This is a genomic window from Aquilutibacter rugosus (assembly GCF_036541335.1).
GTDB lineage: Bacteria > Pseudomonadota > Gammaproteobacteria > Xanthomonadales > Xanthomonadaceae > Aquilutibacter > Aquilutibacter rugosus.
Genome location: NZ_JAZHBO010000002.1, coordinates 175714 through 196072, shown reverse-complemented (window position 1 = coordinate 196072; position 20359 = coordinate 175714). Strand labels below are relative to the sequence as shown.

At 56.4% G+C, this 20359-nt stretch carries 25 protein-coding genes; 5 read left to right on the top strand and 20 right to left on the bottom strand.

The window, feature by feature from the left end:
* Window positions 1–21 precede the first annotated feature (21 nt).
* The 3 genes from V3390_RS06170 (at window position 22) to V3390_RS06160 (ending at window position 4688) form a co-directional block, all read left to right on the top strand.
* Entirely contained in the window at window positions 22–2469 is a 2448-nt protein-coding gene (locus tag V3390_RS06170) for a DEAD/DEAH box helicase (protein ID WP_425493023.1), read from the top strand.
* Window positions 2470–2531: 62 nt separating this feature from the next.
* Window positions 2532–3353, top strand: coding sequence for a ribonuclease H-like domain-containing protein (locus tag V3390_RS06165; protein ID WP_331703809.1), 822 nt, complete (start codon window positions 2532–2534; stop codon window positions 3351–3353).
* A 27-nt stretch (window positions 3354–3380) separates the two neighbouring features.
* A complete protein-coding gene (locus tag V3390_RS06160) occupies window positions 3381–4688 on the top strand; it encodes an amidohydrolase (protein ID WP_331703807.1) in 1308 nt (435 codons plus the stop codon).
* 86 nt (window positions 4689–4774) lie between these two features.
* On the opposite strand, the gene V3390_RS06155 is transcribed toward V3390_RS06160, so the two are convergent.
* The 6 genes from V3390_RS06155 to V3390_RS06130 all read right to left on the bottom strand — a co-directional run bounded on the left by V3390_RS06155 (window position 4775) and on the right by V3390_RS06130 (window position 9475).
* On the bottom strand, window positions 4775–5200 hold the full coding sequence (locus V3390_RS06155; RefSeq protein WP_331703806.1) for a DUF3224 domain-containing protein: 426 nt from the start codon (window positions 5198–5200) through the stop codon (window positions 4775–4777).
* 118 nt (window positions 5201–5318) lie between these two features.
* Window positions 5319–5675 carry a hypothetical protein gene (locus tag V3390_RS06150; protein ID WP_331703805.1) on the bottom strand — a complete coding sequence of 119 codons (357 nt, stop codon included), beginning with the start codon at window positions 5673–5675 and terminating at the stop codon, window positions 5319–5321.
* A gap of 58 nt (window positions 5676–5733) precedes the next feature.
* Window positions 5734–6135, bottom strand: coding sequence for a hypothetical protein (locus tag V3390_RS06145; RefSeq protein WP_331703804.1), 402 nt, complete (start codon window positions 6133–6135; stop codon window positions 5734–5736).
* 146 nt (window positions 6136–6281) lie between these two features.
* Window positions 6282–7436 (bottom strand): DUF6575 domain-containing protein, encoded by a 1155-nt coding sequence (locus tag V3390_RS06140; protein WP_331703803.1) that lies wholly within the window; start codon window positions 7434–7436, stop codon window positions 6282–6284.
* Window positions 7437–8358: 922 nt separating this feature from the next.
* The gene (locus tag V3390_RS06135) at window positions 8359–8832 is read right to left on the bottom strand and encodes a hypothetical protein (protein ID WP_331703802.1); all 474 of its coding nucleotides are present in this window, start codon (window positions 8830–8832) and stop codon (window positions 8359–8361) included.
* Window positions 8833–8956: 124 nt separating this feature from the next.
* Window positions 8957–9475, bottom strand: a complete 519-nt coding sequence (locus V3390_RS06130) for a hypothetical protein (RefSeq protein ID WP_331703801.1) — start codon at window positions 9473–9475, stop codon at window positions 8957–8959.
* 619 nt (window positions 9476–10094) lie between these two features.
* Between V3390_RS06130 and V3390_RS06125 the strand changes: the two genes are divergently transcribed.
* The gene (locus tag V3390_RS06125; RefSeq protein ID WP_331703799.1) at window positions 10095–10385 is read left to right on the top strand and encodes a Fis family transcriptional regulator; all 291 of its coding nucleotides are present in this window, start codon (window positions 10095–10097) and stop codon (window positions 10383–10385) included.
* A gap of 62 nt (window positions 10386–10447) precedes the next feature.
* Here V3390_RS06125 and V3390_RS06120 read toward each other — a convergent pair whose 3' ends face one another.
* From V3390_RS06120 to V3390_RS06075, 10 genes are all read right to left on the bottom strand, one after another.
* A complete protein-coding gene (locus tag V3390_RS06120) occupies window positions 10448–10759 on the bottom strand; it encodes a hypothetical protein (protein WP_331703798.1) in 312 nt (103 codons plus the stop codon).
* 132 nt (window positions 10760–10891) lie between these two features.
* Window positions 10892–11272: a DUF1761 domain-containing protein gene (locus V3390_RS06115; RefSeq protein WP_331703797.1), complete on the bottom strand. Its 381-nt coding sequence runs from the start codon at window positions 11270–11272 to the stop codon at window positions 10892–10894.
* Window positions 11273–11495: 223 nt separating this feature from the next.
* Entirely contained in the window at window positions 11496–12980 is a 1485-nt protein-coding gene (locus V3390_RS06110) for an amidohydrolase family protein (protein ID WP_331703796.1), read from the bottom strand.
* 144 nt (window positions 12981–13124) lie between these two features.
* A complete protein-coding gene (locus V3390_RS06105; RefSeq protein WP_331703795.1) occupies window positions 13125–13418 on the bottom strand; it encodes an addiction module antidote protein in 294 nt (97 codons plus the stop codon).
* 2 nt (window positions 13419–13420) lie between these two features.
* Window positions 13421–13717, bottom strand: coding sequence for a type II toxin-antitoxin system RelE/ParE family toxin (locus V3390_RS06100; RefSeq protein ID WP_331690027.1), 297 nt, complete (start codon window positions 13715–13717; stop codon window positions 13421–13423).
* Between the two features lie 161 nt (window positions 13718–13878).
* Window positions 13879–14241 carry a VOC family protein gene (locus tag V3390_RS06095; protein WP_331703794.1) on the bottom strand — a complete coding sequence of 121 codons (363 nt, stop codon included), beginning with the start codon at window positions 14239–14241 and terminating at the stop codon, window positions 13879–13881.
* A gap of 150 nt (window positions 14242–14391) precedes the next feature.
* Complete coding sequence (locus V3390_RS06090) at window positions 14392–14694, bottom strand: putative quinol monooxygenase (RefSeq protein WP_089030975.1); 303 nt, start codon at window positions 14692–14694, stop codon at window positions 14392–14394.
* A 556-nt stretch (window positions 14695–15250) separates the two neighbouring features.
* Complete coding sequence (locus V3390_RS06085; RefSeq protein ID WP_331703792.1) at window positions 15251–15586, bottom strand: GrlR family regulatory protein; 336 nt, start codon at window positions 15584–15586, stop codon at window positions 15251–15253.
* A gap of 176 nt (window positions 15587–15762) precedes the next feature.
* A complete protein-coding gene (locus tag V3390_RS06080) occupies window positions 15763–16320 on the bottom strand; it encodes a hypothetical protein (protein ID WP_331703791.1) in 558 nt (185 codons plus the stop codon).
* Window positions 16321–16462: 142 nt separating this feature from the next.
* Window positions 16463–16840, bottom strand: a complete 378-nt coding sequence (locus V3390_RS06075; protein ID WP_331703790.1) for a VOC family protein — start codon at window positions 16838–16840, stop codon at window positions 16463–16465.
* A gap of 50 nt (window positions 16841–16890) precedes the next feature.
* Here V3390_RS06075 and V3390_RS10230 point away from each other — a divergent pair, with 50 nt between their 5' ends.
* Window positions 16891–17427: a winged helix-turn-helix transcriptional regulator gene (locus V3390_RS10230; protein ID WP_425493022.1), complete on the top strand. Its 537-nt coding sequence runs from the start codon at window positions 16891–16893 to the stop codon at window positions 17425–17427.
* A 75-nt stretch (window positions 17428–17502) separates the two neighbouring features.
* Here the strand turns inward: V3390_RS10230 and V3390_RS06070 are convergent, their stop codons facing one another.
* The 4 genes from V3390_RS06070 to merC form a co-directional block, all read right to left on the bottom strand.
* The gene (locus V3390_RS06070; RefSeq protein ID WP_331703789.1) at window positions 17503–18516 is read right to left on the bottom strand and encodes a DUF4917 family protein; all 1014 of its coding nucleotides are present in this window, start codon (window positions 18514–18516) and stop codon (window positions 17503–17505) included.
* Between the two features lie 80 nt (window positions 18517–18596).
* Window positions 18597–18929, bottom strand: a complete 333-nt coding sequence (locus tag V3390_RS06065; RefSeq protein ID WP_043876060.1) for a quaternary ammonium compound efflux SMR transporter QacF — start codon at window positions 18927–18929, stop codon at window positions 18597–18599.
* Between the two features lie 162 nt (window positions 18930–19091).
* On the bottom strand, window positions 19092–19316 hold the full coding sequence (locus V3390_RS06060; protein ID WP_117203649.1) for a GDCCVxC domain-containing (seleno)protein: 225 nt from the start codon (window positions 19314–19316) through the stop codon (window positions 19092–19094).
* Entirely contained in the window at window positions 19298–19858 is a 561-nt protein-coding gene (gene merC / locus V3390_RS06055) for an organomercurial transporter MerC (protein WP_425493021.1), read from the bottom strand. Before merC ends, V3390_RS06060 begins: the two co-directional genes overlap by 19 nt.
* Between the last annotated feature and the right edge of the window lie 501 nt (window positions 19859–20359).

Sequence of the window (20359 nt, the reverse complement as noted above, 5' to 3'; positions counted from 1 at the left end):
AGACCCGATCGGAGCAAGCTGATGGCAGTTTCACTGCGGGTTGCCGTTATGTCCTTGCCTTTGCCCAACTCCATTTTCGATCTCACGGCGCCGCAGCCGGTTTCGGCCGCGCATTGGCCGCAGCGTCTGGCCCGTAAATACAAAGACCGCATCACGGCACATTGGGTGCAGCCTGCACGCACAGGCAGCTACGGAGAGTTTCCGGCATCGGTACCGCCTTCGTTATTGAGTGCATTGCGTTCAAGGGGTATCGAGCGGCCCTACTCGCATCAGGCGCAAGCGATTACGGCAGCCATGCAAGGGCAAGATGTGTGCGTGGTGACCCCCACCGCCTCGGGCAAGTCCTTGTGCTACACGGTGCCGGTACTGAGCGCGGCCATGGCGGCGGGCAAAAAATCCCTGTTTCTGTTTCCGACCAAGGCTTTGGCCCAAGATCAGGTCGCGGAGCTGCTCGATATCAACGCTGCGGGTGAGTTGGGTGTGCGCGCCGCCACCTTCGATGGCGACACGCCCGGTGATCAGCGCCAGGCCATTCGGCTGCAGGGCGACATCGTCGTGTCCAATCCCGACATGCTGCATCAGGCCATCTTGCCGCATCACACCAAATGGGCACAGTTCTTTGAGAACCTGCAGTTCATTGTGATCGATGAGATTCACACCTATCGCGGCGTGCTGGGTTCGCATCTGGCCAATGTGCTGCGACGGCTGCAGCGCATCTGCGATTTTTATGGGGTACGACCCCAATATATTTTGTGTTCGGCAACCATCGGCAATCCGGCCGAACATGCGCAGGCGCTAATTGGGCGCCCCGTGCACGCCATCACGGAATCCGGCGCGCCTAGCGGTGAACGCCATTTCTTTTTGTGGAACCCGCCCATCGTCAATCCCGATTTGGGTTTACGAGCGTCGGCCAGATCACAGTCCACCCGCATTGCCCGCACGGCCATCCAGGCCGGCCTCAAGACCCTGATCTTTGCGCAGTCACGCACCATGGTCGAGGTGCTGACTAAGTATCTGAAAGATGTGTTTGATCACGACCCGCGGGTGCCGGCGCGTATTCGTGCGTATCGCGGTGGCTATCTGCCGACCGAACGTCGTGCAGCCGAGCGGGCCATGCGCAGCGGTGAGATCGATGGCATTGTCTCCACGTCCGCGTTGGAGCTAGGGGTCGATATCGGCGCCCTGGACGTGGTGGTGCTTAACGGATATCCGGGCTCCATTGCCGCCACCTGGCAACGGTTCGGACGCGCCGGTCGGCGTCAGCAAAGTGCCGTCGGGGTCATGGTCGCCAGCTCCGATCCGCTCGATCAGTACATCGTGCAGCAGCCGCAGTTCTTTACCGACTCGCCGCCAGAGCATGCGCGCATCGCGGCCGATCAACCGGTAATCCTGCTCGATCACATTCGCTGCGCTGCGTTTGAACTGCCGTTCGTGACCGGCGAGTCATTTGGTCATGTGGACCCTACCTTGTATCTGGAACTGCTGGAGCAAGATGGCGTCATCCATCGCGAGGGCGATCGTTTCGAATGGATTGCCGACAGCTACCCTGCCAATGCCGTCAGTCTGCGATCCGTGGCCGATGGCAACTTCGTCGTTGTAGATCGTACCCAAGGCCGACAGACCATCATTGCCGAGGTCGATTACGCTTCGGCACCGCTGATGCTGTACGAGGGTGCGATTCACATGATTCAGTCCGTGCCCTATCAGGTCGAGCGCTTGGATTGGGAGGGCCGCAAAGCCTTCGTCACGCGGACACATGTTGATTACTACACCGACGCCATTGATTACACGCGATTAAAAGTACTCGACTCGTTCGATGTCACCGATTGCGGTTCGGGGGCCTCACACCACGGTGAGGTGCATGTGGTGCGACGCGTTGCGGGCTACAAGAAGATCCGTTACTACACGCACGAAAACATCGGCTATGGTCCGGTCAATCTCCCTGATCAGGAGTTGCAGACTTCGGCGGTCTGGTGGCAGTTGCCGCAAGGGGTGCTGGAGACGGCGTTTGAGTCGCGACAGGATGCGCTCGACGGTTTCCTCGGCGCGGCGCATGCGCTGCATGTCGTGGCGCGGGTCGCAGTCATGGCTGAGGGGCGAGATCTGCAGCGGGCGGTTGGCTCGGGCGATGGCTCCTGGTCGGCGGTTACGGCTTCGAACGGTCGGGGCCAAATCCGCAGTCTCGATGGCGATGATTGCGCTCCGGCGGCCTTGCAGGGCTTTGCCCCTACCGTCTATCTGTACGATAACTATCCCGGCGGTGTCGGGCTGTCCGAGCCGTTGTGGCAACGCCAGGGCATGCTGGTGGCTCAGGCCGAACAACTGGTCCGCAATTGCGCATGCGCTGCCGGTTGTCCCAGTTGTGTTGGCCCCATTCCGAATGCGGCCGATGAGTTTGCCGATGGTCTGTCGCCGCGGCAGACCGCGCTGCGCGTGTTGGGCTTGCTGTTGTCCGCCGAGGCCGAATGACACTTTCGATCGCCCGCCTATTGGCACTGAAGCAGCAAGCCGGAAGCCGGAGCACGCCGGCGGTGTCATCCGCGCCTGTCAGCCCTTCGCCGAATAACCAGATCGAAGCATTACGCCGCATGGTCGAGCTGCGTTCGCGAGCCACTAAGACGGCGTCCAAGCCTCATCGCGACCGCTCGGTGCCGGGATCCGAAATCGCGCCCGGCCTGCACCTGCACGAGGCGCTCGTTCCACTGGACTTGCGCTCCGGCCGTGAACTGTGCGGCGCATTTGACCGGGGCGATGCCATTGATCTGGAATCCGTGCTGTTTTTCGACACCGAGACCACCGGACTTTCCGGCGGCACGGGCACGCGGGCTTTCATGATTGGCGTGGCGCAGTTTGTGCCCAACGATTCCGCCCGTTACAACCTGCGTGTGCGACAACTGCTAACCACCACGCTCGGCGCGGAGTCCGCCATGTTGCGCGAGTTTGCGCAGTGGCTGCAGCCGCAGACGGTGCTGTGCTCGTACAACGGCAAATCCTACGATGCACCGCTGCTCAAAACGCGATTCCGCCTTGGGCGCCTGGGCAATCCGCTGCAGGACTTACGCCATGTAGATTTGCTGTACCCCACTCGCCGTCAATATAAGGGCGTGTACGAGAACTGTCGCCTCGGCACGATCGAGCGCGAGGTCCTGCGCGTAGTCCGCGAGGATGATCTCCCCGGCAGCGAGGCACCCGCCGCCTGGCTGAGTTACCTGCACGGCGGCAGCGCCGCCAACTTGCGCCGCGTGGGCGAGCACAATCACCAGGACGTGGTGTCGTTATCGCGTCTGCTGCTGCACCTGAGTGCCCTCAGCAGCACCATGCATGGTCAAGCGCTGACAGATGGTTTAGCGTAAAGGGATCTCCACCTCCGGATCCTGTTCATGGCCTCGCTTAAACATCTTCTCGCCCTGGCATTGCTCGCACCGAGCGCTGCGTTTGCTCAGTCCGCCACCCTGCGCCCCGAGGTCGAGGCCGCCGTCAAGTCCGTCCACAATGAGGTCGTGAACTGGCGCCGCGACTTCCACGCGCACCCTGAACTGTCCAATCGCGAAGAGCGCACTGCAAAGGTGGTCGCCGCGGAACTGACCAAGCTTGGGCTCAAGCCGCGCACCGGCATCGCGCATCACGGCGTGGTGGCCATTATCGAAGGCGCTCGCCCCGGGCCGCGGATCGCGCTTCGCGCGGACATGGATGCTCTGCCGGTCACCGAAAACAATGACTTGCCGTTTGCCTCCAAGGTCACGACCACGTTCAACGGTCAGTCCACCGGCGTGATGCATGCCTGCGGCCACGATGCCCACACCGCCATCTTGCTCGGTGTGGCCAAGTCGCTGGCGGCTATGCGCAAGGATCTGCCCGGTCAGATCATGCTGATTTTCCAACCCTCCGAAGAAGGCGCCCCCGCCGGCGAGGAAGGCGGTGCCTCACTGATGATCAAGGAAGGCCTGTTCAAGGACTTCAAGCCGGAGGCGGTATTCGGGCTGCACGTTTTTGCCAATGTTCCGGCCGGCACGATCGCTGTCCGCAGCGGGCCGGAAATGGCGGCCAGTGACTTCTTCGACATCGAAGTGACCGGACGTCAGACCCATGGCGCTCGTCCGTGGGGCGGCGTGGATCCCATTGTGGCCGGCGCTGCCATCGTGACCAATCTGCAGACCATTGTCAGCCGTCGCACCGACATCGCCAAACTGCCGGCGGTGTTGACCATCGGCGCGTTCAACGGCGGCATCCGCAACAACATCATTCCCGACAAGGTCAAAATGCTCGGCACGCTGCGCACCTTTGATCCGGCGATGCGCCGTCAGATCATCAAGGATATGAACGATGTCGTGACCCACAGCGCCCAAGCCATCGGTGCCACCGCCAAGCTCAACATCCCGGCGGAGCCGCAAACGCCCGCAACGGTCAACAACCCCGACCTGACCGCTAAGATGCTGCCCAGCCTGCGTGCAGCGGTCGGTGCTGCCAACGTGACCGAGCCGCCGTTGCAGATGGGTGCCGAAGATTTCGGCGTCTATGCGCTGCAGGTTCCGTCATTGTTCTTCTTTGTCGGCGCCACCGACCCGACCGTTGATGTCGTCAACGCGCCATCGAACCACTCGCCGTTTTTCATGCTCGACGAGCGCTCACTCGACGTCGGCGTGCGATCGATGCTGCAGGTCTCGCTGGATTATTTGAACCAGAAATAATCAGGACGCCGCGTTGTCGCGGGTTTAGTACTCGATCAGTTACGCCATCAGGGCCCACACACGTTGTGGGCCCTGTCTTATCCGGCCTAGCTGCTTTGAGGTAACGAATACTCAAACTCGTAGAAGTGCTGGCCTTCCACGATATTGATCTTGAGGTCGCCGGAGATTCCGCTCAGCTCTTCCGTGCCGGAGTCCGGCACCACCGTGATGGACAGTTGCTGCGCGCCTTGAGCCATGGTGCCCGTGTGCTGAAAAACAAAGGCGCCACTGCGTCCATTCAATGTGCCGGTCACACGTTCAATCGCAACGTATCCTGCAGAGCCTTTAACTGGCGTCAATACAGTCAGCATTTCACCGCGGCTGGTGGCAAAAAGATCTCCTTCAAACTTCTTTTCAAGGGACAGCCGCCCCAAGCTCACTCCGCCGCCGTTTTCCGGTTCGGACTGAGGCTTCATTTCAGCGGTGAAAGTGCCTTTGGCGACAGCTGGCATGGGGTTTGTTCCAACATTCATGACACCTCCAAGTGACGCCTAACACTTGAGTTAAGCCGCGCTGCGTAGTGGCACGGCGTTGTGCTATAAGCTAGCACAAAAGGCCGGGCCACGAAGCGGCGTCGGCTTGAACGAATTGTTAGGCCGTCTCCCTGGTACGCATCAGCGCGAATCGAACCGCAAGCGCCAATGCCGCACCAAATAGCGCCGAGATGGACCAGAGCGAAGCGAACGCAATGCCTAGCAATATCAATGCTCCGCCGCCTGATAAAACCATATATGCGACTTGCCCCAGAACAACGCCTAAGTAGTGGCCCCAGACGGGAAGTGGTGCAATGAGGGCAGAGATAAATCCTGCTAAGAACAGGCCCCCCAGGTAGTAGCTAAAGCTGCCGTCCCAAGGCTCGGGACGCCCAGTGAAGTGGCTGCTAAAAATCCAGACCAGAGCGGCCAGAATTCCGGAAATTGCTATTGAGAGAACCGGGTTGCTTTTCATGACGGCCTAACACCGGAATTAAGCCGCGCCGCGAAGCGGCGTCGGCTTGAATGAATTGTTAGGCGTCACTTTCTGTGTAGTTGTACTCACGCCCTTCAAGAAGTCCGCCGGATGAAAGTGTCACGCTGAACCTTTTAAACAGAGAAAAAAACTCTTTTGGAGAGAGTTCTTCAGTGACCTTGCGCAGGTCAATATTTCCGCCACCCTTCACGATTTTAGAGAACGGATCCATTCCACTCGTCTTTGCGAGCAGAAAGGTAGTGTGGATCGCTGGATCGTCAGAGGGTCCCGTTGACAGCTGACCGACATAGATCTCGTAGCCAACCAACAATTCGTCGTCTTGGATAAGACCTTTGTCATGAAGCCATTTGCTCGCGTCTGACATGTCGGCACGATCAGCAGCGGAGCTACCGGCAAGGTCGTTGTACTGAACCGAGGCTTTGAATGTATCGGTACTCACTAGGATTCCCTTGAGGTTGGTTTGCGATAGAGACTGTGGTGATGACTAACGCCTGAGTTAAGACGCACCGCTTTGCGGCGGCGGCAGAGGCACAATCCTCTGAGACTTTGCCGACGCCGCGAAGCGGTGTCGGCTTGAACGAATTGTTAGGTCTCTTCTTTGCAAGACAGCAGAACATACGCCCACTTGGTTCTGTCAGTCAGAGGGTCGATGTCGCATGTTGCTTCAAGGGTTGCTGATACACGGCTCGGTACATGGAAAGACGAGTGCTTGAGGTCCTCAGCAAGAGTCCCCTTGTAGAGCTCATCATCTGCGAAAAGTGCGAAAGAGTTTGTTTGCACATTGACGCCCACTAGGGTGCCGTACTTCTCAATCTTTGCAGTTGTCACGTCATGCTTGAAGCTCAAATAAGCCGAGGTTGCCCGAATCTCTTGGAGTGACAGGCGTGCTTGTTCACCATGCCCAGTTGGAGAAGCCCACTCCAAGCGAATTGAGGCTTGGCTGTCATCTAGTAGGTCAATCAGGTGCTTGAACCGCGATCGGGCGAGGATGCCGTACTCCTGAAGCCCGGAAGAAACACTGATAGGGTCACCGCACAGCTGAAACAGGCTGAGAAGCCTCTGCAGTGCAACCTCCGCGTCACTCTCGTTAGAGAACATCTGCTCGTTGCTCTTGAGACGCACACCGAATGAGCTGGCGAACGCTGCAGTTGCGAACAGCTCATTTTTCATTTTTACAGATTCAGCGACTTTGCGAGTCTCATTGCTGTTTTCTGGAGAGAGCGCGAAGACTGTGTTTTGAATTCCGTCTAGCAACCGTCCGAGTGCGAGTGCACTAATTTCATACTTGCGAATTCCTTGCGTAATTGCTACGTCAAGGATGTTGCGGAAGCTTGCGCGCGCGTCTTGAATTGCAGGAAGAGGTGCAAGCGACAACTCGGTATCAATGGCAGGCAGAAAGAAGTCTGATGGTGGTAGCCAATCAGGATGTATTGCCTGAGCCATCAAGTCGGTGACTTCATATACATCTGGCCCGAAACGAACAAAGTGGGCCGTTCCGTCTTCTGGCTCTTTCAGCGCTCTTTCTGGCGATAGTCTCCCGGACTTCATTTCCCCATAGCGCGTGGCGCTTATCCGGATATACAGCCAGTCAGTAAAATACTCTTCACTATCGATCCAATACGCAAGGTAGAGCTGACCTGCGCGGTCATGGCAGCTGTAGAACTTGGGGCCGTCATAATTCACAAAGACCTCAACGGGTGTGAGGTCAGGAATGATCGACTTGATGTTCTGAATATTCATGGTGCCACCTGGAACAGCGAATGCGGTTGGAGGCACTCAATCCACCATGTGAAGTGGCTTGGTTTGAAGGTTTGCTTTACCGGTCCATCTGAAGGAGAGATTGTTCCCACGGAGACGTCGCAGGACCTGAGATTCTTGAACAGCCTCCTCCTTTGCTCTGCGTCGGCTCGTTCTTCAAATACGGACACCCCGTGCGCACAACAAAGATCTTCTTGACTGATTTTACGCTGCGGTACGTGCGCAGTCGGGATGAAGTCCGAAGCGCTAGGTGGATTTGAGCGAACCAACCGATAGACGGTCAGTGTCGTCCGATATGCGTCTTCAGGCGGGCAGTTTGCTGGGAGTGTCATGATGGTTGGGGAAGAGACCTAACACCTGAGTTAAGCCGGAGCGCTTTGCGGCCGCGGCGTTGTGACAATTTACCGAACAACTCCGCGGCCGCAAAGCGATCTCGGCTTGAACGAATTGTTAGACCGCTAGCGGCTATCTCCGCTTTGAGAACGCTAAAGCAACTATAGCAATTGCCGAGAGCCAGACAACAAAGTTCAACGCGAACATTTCTCAGCGGAAGTCATCCAATCCTACAAGCGCACCCAGGAAATCCGCAGATCCAACCGGGGAGCTGGTCATTCCATCCACGACATAAATGAATGGCCATCCGCCGGCAGCGATGTCACACCCGTTCTCACAACCCATGATGCTGGCGTGAGTCACAGGCGTCTTGCGCGGAAGCCAGCTGCTGCAAATGGTCGCGCCTAGCGCGACTACGACCGAAAGTGCTCCTTCGATGGATCGACTCAAATCCTGCACCCGCGGTCTAACGCCTGAGTTAACCCGCGTACCGTAGTGGTGCGGGACTGAGGCTAGCGTAGCGCAAAGCCTCAGTCACGTGCCACGGAGGTATGTCGGGTTGAACGAATTGTTAGGCGGCACCCTTGCCACCTTTGAACCACATGTACCCGGCGGAGAACGTAAACGCAATTCCGAGCGCCAAGCCCCAGTACCCATTCTCCCGGCGAGCCCTATAGGCCTCGGTGGGCTGAATCAAGCTGCGCCCATTGACCGTGAGGCCCCAAAGCTCAACAACCTCAGTGCTTGGATCCTTATCGGTGTAGAGCACTTGGGCGTTAGAGCCAAGTTCGAGGCTCGACCAAACGTCATCAATGCGAGGAAGGATTCCTGGATAGGCAAATCGCTTTTGGCTCCCGTGGAGCGAGAAGTAGATGGTGTGGATTGATCCCTTGCGCCGGTTGGCCTCTGCAGCAGAAACGGAGCCGCTCGCCTCCATTAAGGGCGTCGGCATAGGTTCAAGCGTGTTGAGGAATGACCAATAACCAAAGGTGGCTAGAGCAACGGACAGAACGGTGTAGAAGAGGTTTGGCCTGCGTAGATGCATCAGTGCTGCCTAACGCCTGAGTTAAGCCGGAGCGCTTTGCGGCCGCGGCGTTGTGACAATTTACCGAACAACTCCGCGGCCGCGAAGCGATCTCGGCTTGAACGAATTGTTAGGTGCCTGCGAGCTACCAGTCCACATTGCCAAAAATGTCGTCTAGGAAGTACTTCATTGCCTCAGACCAGTCGTAGACGTAGAGATCTACGCTCCATGGCTTACCGAAGTGTGATCCTTTCAGGGTGCATTTGCCGTTCCAGTAGCTGTAACGGAAGTACGGTTTGGCATTGCGACTATTGGCAAACTGCGGTTCAAACTCAGTGGCATGAATGATCTTGTTGCAAGATTCTCTCAACGTCAGCGCGAATGTTCCTGAGGTGACTGTTCCAATTTTAAGGCGGTGTCGACAGGCTTCATCCATTCCCAAGAGATCAGATTCTTTGATCTGCTTGAGGCTCGTGTCTTGAATTACTCTGACTTTAGCCGCTAGTTCAATCAGATCGTTACTAATCAAATGGCGCATTTGGTAGTAATAGAGCGACCAGTCACTCTCGTAGTCTTCAATGGATCCGCGTTCGAGCTTTTCACGCTTGGAATACTCTCGTGCGCCAGCTACAAGATGTCTCAGCTGGAAAAGCTTCTGATGCATTCCTGTGAAATCGAAACTGTGTGACATGGCACCTAACTACATTTAGGTTTCAAATGCGGGGAAATAACAGTGAGGCCACCCGTGATCGCCATAATCACCCCCGCACAAGTATTTGAAAACATTGAATTTACCGACTGCATTGATTCTCACAATCAGCACCAGATATTTATTCCCGATGTTATCAGGAATCTTTGGAGATTAAGCGGGTTTTCCGAGAAGACAAATACCGGTTAACCGACCCTTTCTTCCGTCATTTGCTGATATTTTCCGACGCCGCGCTTAGGGACCATGTGTTATTTAACGCAATTCTTACGAGCTCGTCATGCCACCGCTTATGGAGGTCACGAGGTCCCGACTTAGGGCAGAACACTACAGCCGGAGAGCGACGGTACAAAGATCCATGGTCTAACCCAAACGTTGTGCGAGGGCCCTTGCCCGGCTTTCGCATCTTATTGACGCATGAACCTATTTAGGCACACTTTGCCTATACAGCCGATATTGGTAGTCCGCTTCTACCGCGCTGCCGCGGGCAGAGAACCCGTTAGGGATTGGCAAATGGTGGAACTACCGGAAAGCCTGATCTGGCCAAATCCCGTGCGCGATTAAAAGAGATCAAGAAATGACCATGAACAAACACATCGGTACCAGCTTCGATGACTTTCTCGCTGAAGATGGTCTGCTCGAGGAAGCCACAGCTATTGCCGTCAAGCGCGTGATCGCATGGCAAATAGAACAGGCTATGCAGGCTACGGGCACCAACAAATCCACGCTAGCCAAGCGTATGCAAACTAGTCGCACCGTGGTTGATCGTATGCTTGATGCGACGGACACCGGACTAACGTTAGATACGATGACGCGCGCCGCGTCCGCTCTTGGATTTCGTGTGAAAGTTGAGCTGATTGACGGCTAATCCGATGAAAGTTAGAGAGCGTCCGGCCTAGCAGTGCGAGCATCACATGCTTTGAGGGGCTTCTACCTCTCACCAAACGCTTTCAAGATGCGTTCGACCATAATCAACTTGGCGGCCGCTTCCTCAGGCGTGGGCGCTGTCTCCTCTGACCACATGAGAACGTCGCGATAGTCTTGCTTAGCGGCAGCGACATTGTTTAATAGCTTGCCTTCATCTCCGGCGCTCAGATTCAGGATCGCTACTTGAACGCGTTCTCGCTCTTGCTCGTGTGCCTCTCTTCCGTACTCGTCAAGGATCGACAACACTAAAGCCGGATCAGGCTCTGGGAACTTGGCTTTAGCAAGCTGCTCGACTTCTGCGCGAGATACAGTCATGGACTTCCGACCCGTCCGATGTTGATGCCTAGCACCTGAGTTAAGCAGCCTGCGCACAGCGCCCAGCAATGCTACACGGTCCTAGCGTTGCCGGGTGCGGACCGCAGGTCCGCTTGAACGATTGGTTAGGCGTCAACCCAGCACGCCAAACACAGCTCCAAATAGCAGGAACTGCATCGCATGGTACCCGCCATCGATCATCCAAAGTTTGAACGAGCGCTGTGCAAACTGGTAGTTAATGCCAAAGCTTGCGGCAACCAGGCCGATACCAACTAGAGCGCCAAGTTTGACCGATGACTCCAGCGTTGGGGATGGCCCCACGAGGTATGCAAAGGCAAAAGCGGCCAGTAGCGAGAACCCGAAGCTGACCCCAAAAACCTTTGCGGGGTGCCCTGTAGCGGGTTGACCACCATTCTCCGCGTTCCAGACTTTGCCGAATAGCACGGGTGAGTACCAGAGCCCACCAACTACGAAGCTCGACACTGCTGCGAGCAATACAATCCATACATTCATGACACCTCCAATTGACGCCTAACGCCTGAATTAAGCTGCGCCGCGAAGCGGCGTCGGCTTGAATGAATTGTTAGGCGGCAGTGACCAGGAATGCTACCGCCAGCCAATGCCACCACCGCCACGGCGAGAAAGCGCCAGAACCACAACGTCATTCGCCCGGCATCTTCATGCCGGTCGCGGGCTCGTGAATTCCAAGGACAAGCCTCGCCCATCTTTGCCGGCGTCAAAGCTCGCCGCTGACGGAACTGGCCAGAAAGCCCCACACCAGCTTGGCCGCGTTGGCTGGTGAACGCGCCTGGGCGCGGGTGAAGTCGAGCAGCGCGTCCAGGCGCGGGCGGTCGTACAGCCGCCCGGCCAGCAGCACCGCATGCAGGCGCCGCGTGTTGGCGATGTCCTCCAGCGGATTTGCCTCCAGCAGCACCAGATCCGCCGCATGGCCGACGGCCACGCGGCCGTGGCGGTGTGCCTGCCCGGCGTAGCGCGCGGCGTCCAGCGTGGCCGCGCGCAGCACCTCGGCCGGCGACAGACCGGCGCGCGCTAGCAGGGCCATTTCGTCGTGGTAGCGGAAACCGCCGAGCGCGGTGTCCGTGCCCACCAGCACCGGCACCCCGGCCCGGTACGCCGCGCCCGTCAATGCCAGGCCGTGCTCGAAGTAGGCCCGCAGGGCGGCCTCGCCACGCGCGTCGGGGTAGCGCGCCGCGGTGGACTTCAGGTCGTCGCGGTACGCCCAGCGCGACAGTGGGTCCAGATAAGCCAGGCGCGGATCGCCGGTGAAAGCGGGATCGCGCGCGCGCGCATCCTCCTCGCGCGTCACGTGCGTGGGCACGAACCAGCTCCCTGCCTCGCGCATCCGTGCGAACGCGTGCCCACAGGCCGCGGCGTCGTGCCCGGCGACCATCCGCTCGGCCAGCGCGACGGGCGCTTCGGCATCCAGCGCACCGCCGCGCCATGCGGCGGCATCGCGGGAGCAGTGGCGCACGAAGAGATGAGCGTGCTCGAAACTGCGCTGTCCGGCCGCGACGGCGTCCTCCAGGTTCACCGCCTTGGGCAGGTGGCCGACCACGGGCATGCCCCATTGGCGCGCTTCGTCGGTCAGGCGCTCGTAGCTGGCCGGCGACAGGCGGTTGTACACCTTCAGCGCATCCAGCCCGCGCGCGTGATAGGTCGCAGCGAGCGCGGCCGCCTGATCGGGCGTCATGTCGGCCCGCTCGAAGTAGAAGCTGGCCACTTCGACGAAGCGCGGGCTGGCCATGCGGCCTTCGGCGGCGACGCGGGTCCAGCGGCGCTTGTCGGCGACGCAGGCGATCAAGGTGTCATTGCTGCCGGGGCAGTCCATCAGGTCGCGGGTGCCGGTGACGCCGTTCGCGATGGCCAGGGGCAGGTGCAATTGCGGTGATAACTGGAACGCATGCGTGTGCATGTCCCAGAAGCCCGGAAGCAGGTAACGTCCGCCGGCATCCAGTATCGGTACGTCCGGTCCAGTGCGTGGGCCGTCGCCGATCCGGGCGATGACGCCGCCTTCAATCAATACGTCAGTCGGCTCGCCGAAGGTGGCCAGCTCCACGTCGATGATGCGGGCGTTGCGGATCAGCCTGGTATCGGCGGCATCGGGCAGCGGGGACTTTGCCGAAGGCCAAAGCACGCCCAAGGCAAACATCGCCGCTAGGCCAGCCACCATTCCGAGCAGGTACTTAAGAAAACGTCTCATGGAGAATCTGTCCGCCCTCGTCAACGGTGGATGCCCGCCTGACACCAGAGTTAACCCGCATGGCGGAGCGCAGCGGGAATGGGGCTAGCGTAGCGGAAAAGCCCCATTCCTGCGGAGCGGAGACATGTCGGGTTGAACGAATTGTTAGGCAGCGGCTACCTTGATCTTTAGGCCAAGGGCATGCGCAACTTTGCTGACAGTAGCAAAGCTAGGATTCCCCGCGCCAGAGAATGCCTTGTACAGCCCCATGCGGGTCAGTCCAGTTTGGGCGGCAAGTTGCGTAATGTTGCGTGCGCGTGCGACGTCACCGAGCGCTGCAAGGAAGAGAGCAGGGTCGTCTTCATCCGCGCAAGCGTTCAAATAAGCCGCAATGTCTTCTTCGGACTCGAGGTAGTCGGCGGTGTCGTAACGGGTGAAGGTCTCTTTGAGTTTGGCCATGGTCATGTCTCCCAAGATGCAGCAATTTCAGTGGCGAGCCGTATGTCCTTGCTTTGAGTGGATTTGTCTCCACCACAGAGCAGAAGAATCAAAGTCTTACCCTTGAACGTGTAATACACGCGGTAGCCAGGGCCATAGTCGATCTTGAGCTCGTTGATGCCATCTTTGAGCACGCGGAACTGGCCGGGATTGCCGAGGGAAAGGCGCCTGATACGAACCTCAACTTTTGCCTTAGCGTCACGGTTGCGCAGGCCGCGAAGCCAGCTGTCAAACGTGCTGCTCTTGAGGATTTCGTACATATCAGGGAGTGTAAACCATGGTTGACGTAATGTCAACTGCGGTTGACTCACCTCCGCAGCCTAACGCCTGAGTTAAGCCGGCCCGCCCGAGGCGAACCGGCTGGCGCCGAGACCGCGAAGCGGGCTCGGCTTGAACGAATTGTTAGGCACCTGCGCGATGATCACAGTTCCTGCCCGAACATGAGCCTGTGTCCGTCAATGGTGCGAATGCCGAACTCACGCATTCCCCAAGGTTTGTTGGCCAAGGGTTGAGTGAATTCAACTCCCGAGTTCTGATACTCACTGTAGAGTGAGTCAATATCATTCACGGTGATGTATCCGTAGTAGGAGTGATCCCCAAGCTCTCCAGGCGGGATTGCGTCAGTGCATTCACCCAGCATGACGCGAAAGCTCCCGCGAGACAGGAATGACCAACCCGGCGCTTCAAAGTCCATGGCGAGACCCAAAGCGGACATGTAGTAGTCCGTAGCCCTCTTTAGATCGAGGACTGCAAGCACGAACCTGACGTTTGTGATTTCAGACATGCGAGGCTCTCAATCTGCAGAATGCTTTGGTTGGTGCCTAACGCCTGAGTTAAGCCGACTTGCGTAGTGGAGGCAAAAGCGTGACAAGTTTTCTCTGTCACGCTTTTGCTGTAACGAAGCAAGTTCGGCTTGAACGAATTGTTAGGCTTGCTAGCCGGGTAGCTTTGCCGCAAGTACATCAACGTGTTCGATGGACGGGGGCTCGGAGAACAACTCACCTGCCTTTGCCATTAACGCTGCTGCGACCTTGCCGGAGAGATGGGCTTGCCGACCCGCTTCATCCGGGAAAGCATCAAAGATTCCGAAAGTGCTCGGTCCAAGGCGAATGCCAAACCAAGCAGTGGTGGCAGGCTCCTCATTGACGATGGGAAGGCCGCTCATAAGGAAGCTCTCAACCTCTTTCTCTTTGCCGGGTTTCGCTTCAAGGCGAACGAACAAGGCTACTTTGACCATGACATTTCTCCTGTTGTTAAAACGACATCACAATACGCTATGTTCTCTTGCAAGCATAACACCTGAGTTAAGCCGGAGCGCTTTGCGGCCGCGGCGTTGTGACAATTTACCGAACAACTCCGCGGCCGCAAAGCGATCTCGGCGTGAACGAATTGTTAGACCGCTAGCGGCTATCTCCGCTTTGAGAACGCTAAAGCAACGATAGCAATTGCCGAGAGCCAGACAACAAAGTTCAACGCGAACATTTCCCAGCGGAAGTCATCCAATCCTACAAGTGCACCCAGGAAATCCGCAGATCCAACCGGGGAGCTGGTCATTCCATCCACGACATAAATGAATGGCCATCCGCCGGCAGCGACGTCACACCCGTTTTCACAACCCATGATGCTGGCGTGAGTCACAGGCGTCTTGCGCGGAAGCCAGCTGCTGCAAATGGTCGCGCCTAGCGCGACTACGACCGAAAGTGCTCCTTCGATGGATCGACTCAAATCCTGCACCCGCGGTCTATCACCTGAATTAAGCCGCGCCGCGAAGCGGCGTCGGCTTGAATGAATTGTTAGGCAGCGGCCGAGAGGTACTGACCACGAATGGTGATCTTTGCATGCGGCTGACCGGCAATGTGCCCATTGGCCAAGAACCCATTGCCGCCAGATGCGCTGCCACTAAGCTCAAGGACAAACTCCTTGGCAGGGCCAAACACAGATTGCACGGAGTTGTTCCACTGCTTAATGGTCAGCTGAGAGGTGAACTGCCCGGCCTGCTCAGACTTGGTGCCTGTGTAGAGGTAGCCGTGGTCTCCGCCATTTACGGAGTCACCCTTGAACACAGCAATCCCTTGACCAAAGTCGTTGGAGTTGGAGGAAAAGGTAACGTGATAGATGCCGTCTTGCATGGTCGCACTCCTTTGTTGGTGGTAAGTCCATTCCACTGCTTTCAGGTCTCACGTGCTGAGACCCTGCACCCGCTGCCTAACACCTGAATTAAGCCGCGCCGCGAAGCGGCGTCGGCTTGAATGAATTGTTAGACCGCTGGCGACTACTCATCTATTGAAGACTCCAGGTCGTCTGATTACCAGTTCAAGCTCCTATTGCGACGCTCAATGTCTGGGACAACATCTCGCCAGTTTTCATCCTCTAGTCTGCGCATATCACGTTTCATGCGCTGAATTTCCCAATCCATGTCGGATGCGGCGGAGCTGTCTAAGGCGCTTAGATTGGAATTTGCGTCCTCTAGTTCGCGCAGGCGACGCTGTGCGGTAGGAAGGTCGTTGTCCCAGTCTCCGTAAGACAATGCTCTAACCGAGCGATTAAGGTCGTACTGAGCATCTACGACGTCTCGCTTAGCTTGGGCGATTCTTTCTCTTTCAAGTTCTTCAGAATAGGTATTCCAATCTCGATCTTGCTCTTCTTCGTCCGAGTCTTCTACCGAGCTGTAGGAATAAAGTTGGCGCGCGGCATCAGATGCTGAGTCTTGCTCAGATTGAGTTTGCTCCTGATAAGCGGAGGTCGCTTCTGTGGCTGGCGGTGGCGAGTTGGCTTGTGAGGAATATTCTGTATCCGTGTTTGATTTGTTTTGACACCCGCAGCAAGCAAGAGCAAGCGATAAAGCAATTATGTTCTTCGTCATTGCAATCCCCTTTGTTGCGGTCTAACACCTGAGTTAAGCCGACCTGCGTAGCGGCACGGCGATGTGGTACACGTTACCACGTTAGCCGGGCCGCGAAGCAGGTTCGGCTTGAACGAATTGTTAGGCGCAACACGACATACTTTTAACCCTGCCCGGCGAGTAATTCTGCAAACATCATTGTGTTTCCGTCTGGGTCATAGAAGGTTAAGAGCTTAACCATTTCCGGGACTTCCTGTATGCCTCCATCTTGCCTGACGCCGTGGCTGTCCAAATGTGCTTTGGCCTCATGGATATCGGAGACACCCCATACGTTAGTGGCGTTTCCACCGGCTGACACTTCTTCGTTCTGGCAGAGTCCGATACTGACGCCAGGCACCCGTGTAGCGAGTTCACAATAGCCGATTTCATCTGCTCGAAAGAGTAGGCTGAAGTTCAGCACTTTCTCATACCAAGCTATTGATTGATCTAGATTTTTTACACTCATCGAAGCGGTGAGCTCGGGGGTGTAGCTGATGCTCATAGCGATCCTACTTGACTGTGAAGGTCTGCTATGTATACTTGCTATGAAAGATGAAGTCAACACTCTCCATCGCAGAGCACGTTGCACTCAGCCAAAATCGTTGGTTGACGGCACTTCTTGCACAATTCAGTGATAGGCAAGGGGCACGATATGTTGAGTTGTTGAATCGACTTGGCATGCCGCGTGACAGTCTCAGTCGTACGCTAGATGCAGCAGTAGCTAACGGTTGGTTAGCTCGTAACGCGGGCTATGGTCATCCGTTGCGCCCGGAATATGTCATCACGGATGAAGGTCAGCGAATGGCTCAGGGCGCCCACGCGATCAGAAGCGCGCAAGAGAATCTAGGTTTAAAGCCTTCTAGCTTGACGAGATGGGGAATGCCGCTGATCCACGTCGTGTGGTCTGGAGAAGAACGATTTGGACAAATCGCTAGCGCACTAAAGACTGTAACTCCCCGTGCGCTATCCCAAGGGCTACAGGTTCTTGAGTCAAACAAACTTTTGAGTAGGGCGATTGTGGATGGCCGACCACCTTTCAGTCGATATAAGTTGACATCAAATGGGCTGCTACTTGCGGAGGCCGCTTGAAATTGTCCTGTTGCGCCTAATGCCTGAATTAAGCCGCGCCGCGAAGCGGCGTCGGCTTGAATGAATTGTTAGCGCTCAACTCCATACACGCGCGGTGGCCGCGTCAAAGAACTGCACCTGCAGCGGTCGGCTGGGAGCGCGGCCAGAAATCAGCTTGTTAGCTCTGGAAATAATCTGCTTGTTTGAATCCCCGTTGGGATCTCCATAGATGACAACGTAAACGCAAGAGACTTTGCCTTTTTCTATCCGCTTTAGGTAGTGCTCATCGTTCTCAGCGAGGGAGTGCCCATAGATAAATAGTGCTCCAGTGATCTCAGAAAAGCTGCGATAGGCCTTTGACAAGTAGTCGTTGTGACGGATTCTTTCTAACTTTTCGTTGCTTGTTCCCTCGGAAACAAAGAGGGGAAAGAAGTCTTTGCTTAGAGCGTCACGAATCTGATCAACTAATCTTACGCCCGTATTAACCCATGTGTACTTTTGGATCTCAGTGCCCGTATCAAATACGTGAAGCGCTCCATGCAGGAAGTACATATTCTGCTCGTGGCTTTGGCTCGGTTCCCACACGACGTAGCCAGCGTCATAGTTATCTTCTTGCTTCCGGAAGCCATCATCCGAGTTTGGGTCTTCGCCTTCCTCTGTGTGCATTTGAGCCCAGTACAGAAGAAGGTCGTAGTTGAACGTGTAGATGTTGTTGAAATTCGCAATGAAATTGCGGCAGTTCTTATACTCTTGCTCGGTAATTTCGCCCGGCCAAGCTGGGTGGCTGGCTGCAATGGTCTGCACAAGAAGCTCTCTTAAGGCGTCAGCATCATTCTTAAGGGTGTCTGTGAACGATGAGGGCGCGCCATACGCTAAGAGAATTTTCTGCGCGTCGCGCAAGGCTTTGATGACGCGCTCGAAATCTTGAGTTGCCAAAGCCTCAAACGCAAATTTTGCCGTTGGCGAGAGCTTGCTGAAATCCGCGTTTTCGTAAAGCTTCCCGTAGAGGAAGATATCTGGGCGACAAGCGATGCTGAAACCATTGCCAAGCAGCAAGTGGCGCTTGTTGTAGCGCTGTGCGTTGCCTAGTGCTTCAGGGAGAGTCATCATTTGCATTGAGTGCTAACGCCTGAATTAAGCCGCGCCGCGAAGCGGCGTCGGCTTGAATGAATTGTTAGATGCCAACCCGGTCAATGTGCGCTGACCTTGGATAGCAGGTTTAGAACGGCGACGCCACTGACGATAAGTCCCATGCCAATGAACGCCCAGAAGTCTAGTTTTTGGCCATGGAAAATCCAAGCAATAGCTGCCACAAGCACGATGCCAAGCCCAGCCCATACAGCGTAAGCAATACCGACCGGAATGGACTTGAGCGCGAGAGACAAGAAATAGAACGCAAGCCCGTAGCCAGCCACAACTACAACGGAAGGAACTAACCTAGTGAATCCATGGCTAGACTTCAGTGCGGAAGTTGCGATGACCTCGCCAAAGATTGCAACAGCCAGAAATATCCAGTTCTTCACGCGCAATCTCCTCTACGGTATGAAGGAGAAATAGTAGTGGCTATGAGTTGCCAAAAACAGTCTTGCGGCTATCGATTTTCTGTGAGCATACGCAACGCCAAATCTGGCATCTAACGCCTGAGTTAAGCCGAGCCGCGAAGCGGCTTCGGCTTGAATGAATTGTTATGCGCCGCCACTACTGCAGCAGGAACTGCCTTGCTGAATAGGTGGGCACTTGACCGTGCCATACGAGCAATAGACGCAGCAATCCCCCGGTAGCGGTTTGAGCACCACATGGCACGCGCCGCACTCATAGAGCCACTGGCACGCATTGGTGGGCATAGTTTCCTGCGTAACAGCACCGCACTCGGGGCAGGTGATGACCGACTCTAGTTCGATGCTGGACATTGGGTGGCTCTTACAGGACGCAGGAGATCAAGAATAGACGCGACAAGCATGAGAGCGATGCCCACATAGAACAGGTAGATGCTCCAGTCATAGCTCCAGAAGACGAGCAACGCAGCCAGCACGGCGATTGGACCTGCGACCGAGAGCAGGCCGCGAGCGAATTGGCGGTGCCTATACCAGGCCCAAGCATTTACCAAGAACGCAAGCACTGCCAGACCGGGGAGCAACTTACGGAACAGGAAGCCTTCGTATTGCCCAAGGAAGCCAAGGCCGATCGCGGCGCCCAACGACCCGAGAGCCGGAAAACAGCCAGCGCAGGACATTGCCGCGACCAGTGCACCGAAGCTACTTGTTTTGTCCAGAACGCGCGTGACACTCATGCTTTTTTCCTCAATTTGCGAGACATTTTCTGCGGCGTATAACGCCTGAATTAAGCCGCGCCGCGAAGCGGCGTCGGCTTGAATGAATTGTAAGGCATCATCCAGGAACGGCTGCGGTAAATGCCTTTGGATGACGCCGACGGAGTGTGAGAAGTACCTCATGAGCTATCTGCCGCATACAGGCTAACTCAGGCCGACCTTTCATTGGCTCAGTGATGTCGTTGCTCTGAAAAACCCAGCCAAGTGAATTGTTTCTCGATAGGTCCATGTAGGCCTCTTCAAGTTCTGGGTCCACATGAGCGCCGCCGTCAGTGTCCGCAATATTGCAGATAAGCTCACGACGGCAAAGAAACCTCCCTTTACTATCTTTTAGAACAGGCTCGTTCCACCACTCAGCGAATCGAACTAGTCGAGGAGGACCGGGTGGCTCGCCGGCAGCGACGAGAGGCAAGTACGAGCCTCCATCAGAGCCAATCCTCATCATGACCAGATTGCACTCGCTAATGAGATTTTTCGGGTTAAGCGCGCCAGCTGAGTCGTAAAAGTACCCATCACGAAGCTGGAGTTGCTCTAGCAACGACCGTGAGTTCCCCTTGTGGTGCAGCAGAACGCGAAGGGATAGGGCGATGTGTTTGCCGATGGCCTCTAGGCCAGCGTCATACG

Bases quoted from the DNA above. Each gene is read 5' to 3' on its own strand.
- V3390_RS06170 (WP_425493023.1), top strand. From the start codon at position 22: ATGGCAGTTTCACTGCGGGTTGCCGTTATGTCCTTGCCTTTGCCCAAC.
- V3390_RS06160 (WP_331703807.1), top strand. From the start codon at position 3,381: ATGGCCTCGCTTAAACATCTTCTCGCCCTGGCATTGCTCGCACCGAGC.
- V3390_RS06155 (WP_331703806.1), bottom strand. From the start codon at position 5,200: ATGAATGTTGGAACAAACCCCATGCCAGCTGTCGCCAAAGGCACTTTC.
- V3390_RS06150 (WP_331703805.1), bottom strand. From the start codon at position 5,675: ATGAAAAGCAACCCGGTTCTCTCAATAGCAATTTCCGGAATTCTGGCC.
- V3390_RS06140 (WP_331703803.1), bottom strand. From the start codon at position 7,436: ATGAATATTCAGAACATCAAGTCGATCATTCCTGACCTCACACCCGTT.
- V3390_RS06135 (WP_331703802.1), bottom strand. From the start codon at position 8,832: ATGCATCTACGCAGGCCAAACCTCTTCTACACCGTTCTGTCCGTTGCT.
- V3390_RS06130 (WP_331703801.1), bottom strand. From the start codon at position 9,475: ATGCATCAGAAGCTTTTCCAGCTGAGACATCTTGTAGCTGGCGCACGA.
- V3390_RS06125 (WP_331703799.1), top strand. From the start codon at position 10,095: ATGACCATGAACAAACACATCGGTACCAGCTTCGATGACTTTCTCGCT.
- V3390_RS06120 (WP_331703798.1), bottom strand. From the start codon at position 10,759: ATGACTGTATCTCGCGCAGAAGTCGAGCAGCTTGCTAAAGCCAAGTTC.
- V3390_RS06115 (WP_331703797.1), bottom strand. From the start codon at position 11,272: ATGAATGTATGGATTGTATTGCTCGCAGCAGTGTCGAGCTTCGTAGTT.
- V3390_RS06110 (WP_331703796.1), bottom strand. From the start codon at position 12,980: ATGAGACGTTTTCTTAAGTACCTGCTCGGAATGGTGGCTGGCCTAGCG.
- V3390_RS06105 (WP_331703795.1), bottom strand. From the start codon at position 13,418: ATGGCCAAACTCAAAGAGACCTTCACCCGTTACGACACCGCCGACTAC.
- V3390_RS06100 (WP_331690027.1), bottom strand. From the start codon at position 13,717: ATGTACGAAATCCTCAAGAGCAGCACGTTTGACAGCTGGCTTCGCGGC.
- V3390_RS06095 (WP_331703794.1), bottom strand. From the start codon at position 14,241: ATGTCTGAAATCACAAACGTCAGGTTCGTGCTTGCAGTCCTCGATCTA.
- V3390_RS06090 (WP_089030975.1), bottom strand. From the start codon at position 14,694: ATGGTCAAAGTAGCCTTGTTCGTTCGCCTTGAAGCGAAACCCGGCAAA.
- V3390_RS06085 (WP_331703792.1), bottom strand. From the start codon at position 15,586: ATGCAAGACGGCATCTATCACGTTACCTTTTCCTCCAACTCCAACGAC.
- V3390_RS06080 (WP_331703791.1), bottom strand. From the start codon at position 16,320: ATGACGAAGAACATAATTGCTTTATCGCTTGCTCTTGCTTGCTGCGGG.
- V3390_RS06075 (WP_331703790.1), bottom strand. From the start codon at position 16,840: ATGAGCATCAGCTACACCCCCGAGCTCACCGCTTCGATGAGTGTAAAA.
- V3390_RS10230 (WP_425493022.1), top strand. From the start codon at position 16,891: ATGAAGTCAACACTCTCCATCGCAGAGCACGTTGCACTCAGCCAAAAT.
- V3390_RS06070 (WP_331703789.1), bottom strand. From the start codon at position 18,516: ATGATGACTCTCCCTGAAGCACTAGGCAACGCACAGCGCTACAACAAG.
- V3390_RS06060 (WP_117203649.1), bottom strand. From the start codon at position 19,316: ATGTCCAGCATCGAACTAGAGTCGGTCATCACCTGCCCCGAGTGCGGT.
- merC (WP_425493021.1), bottom strand. From the start codon at position 19,858: ATGAGGTACTTCTCACACTCCGTCGGCGTCATCCAAAGGCATTTACCG.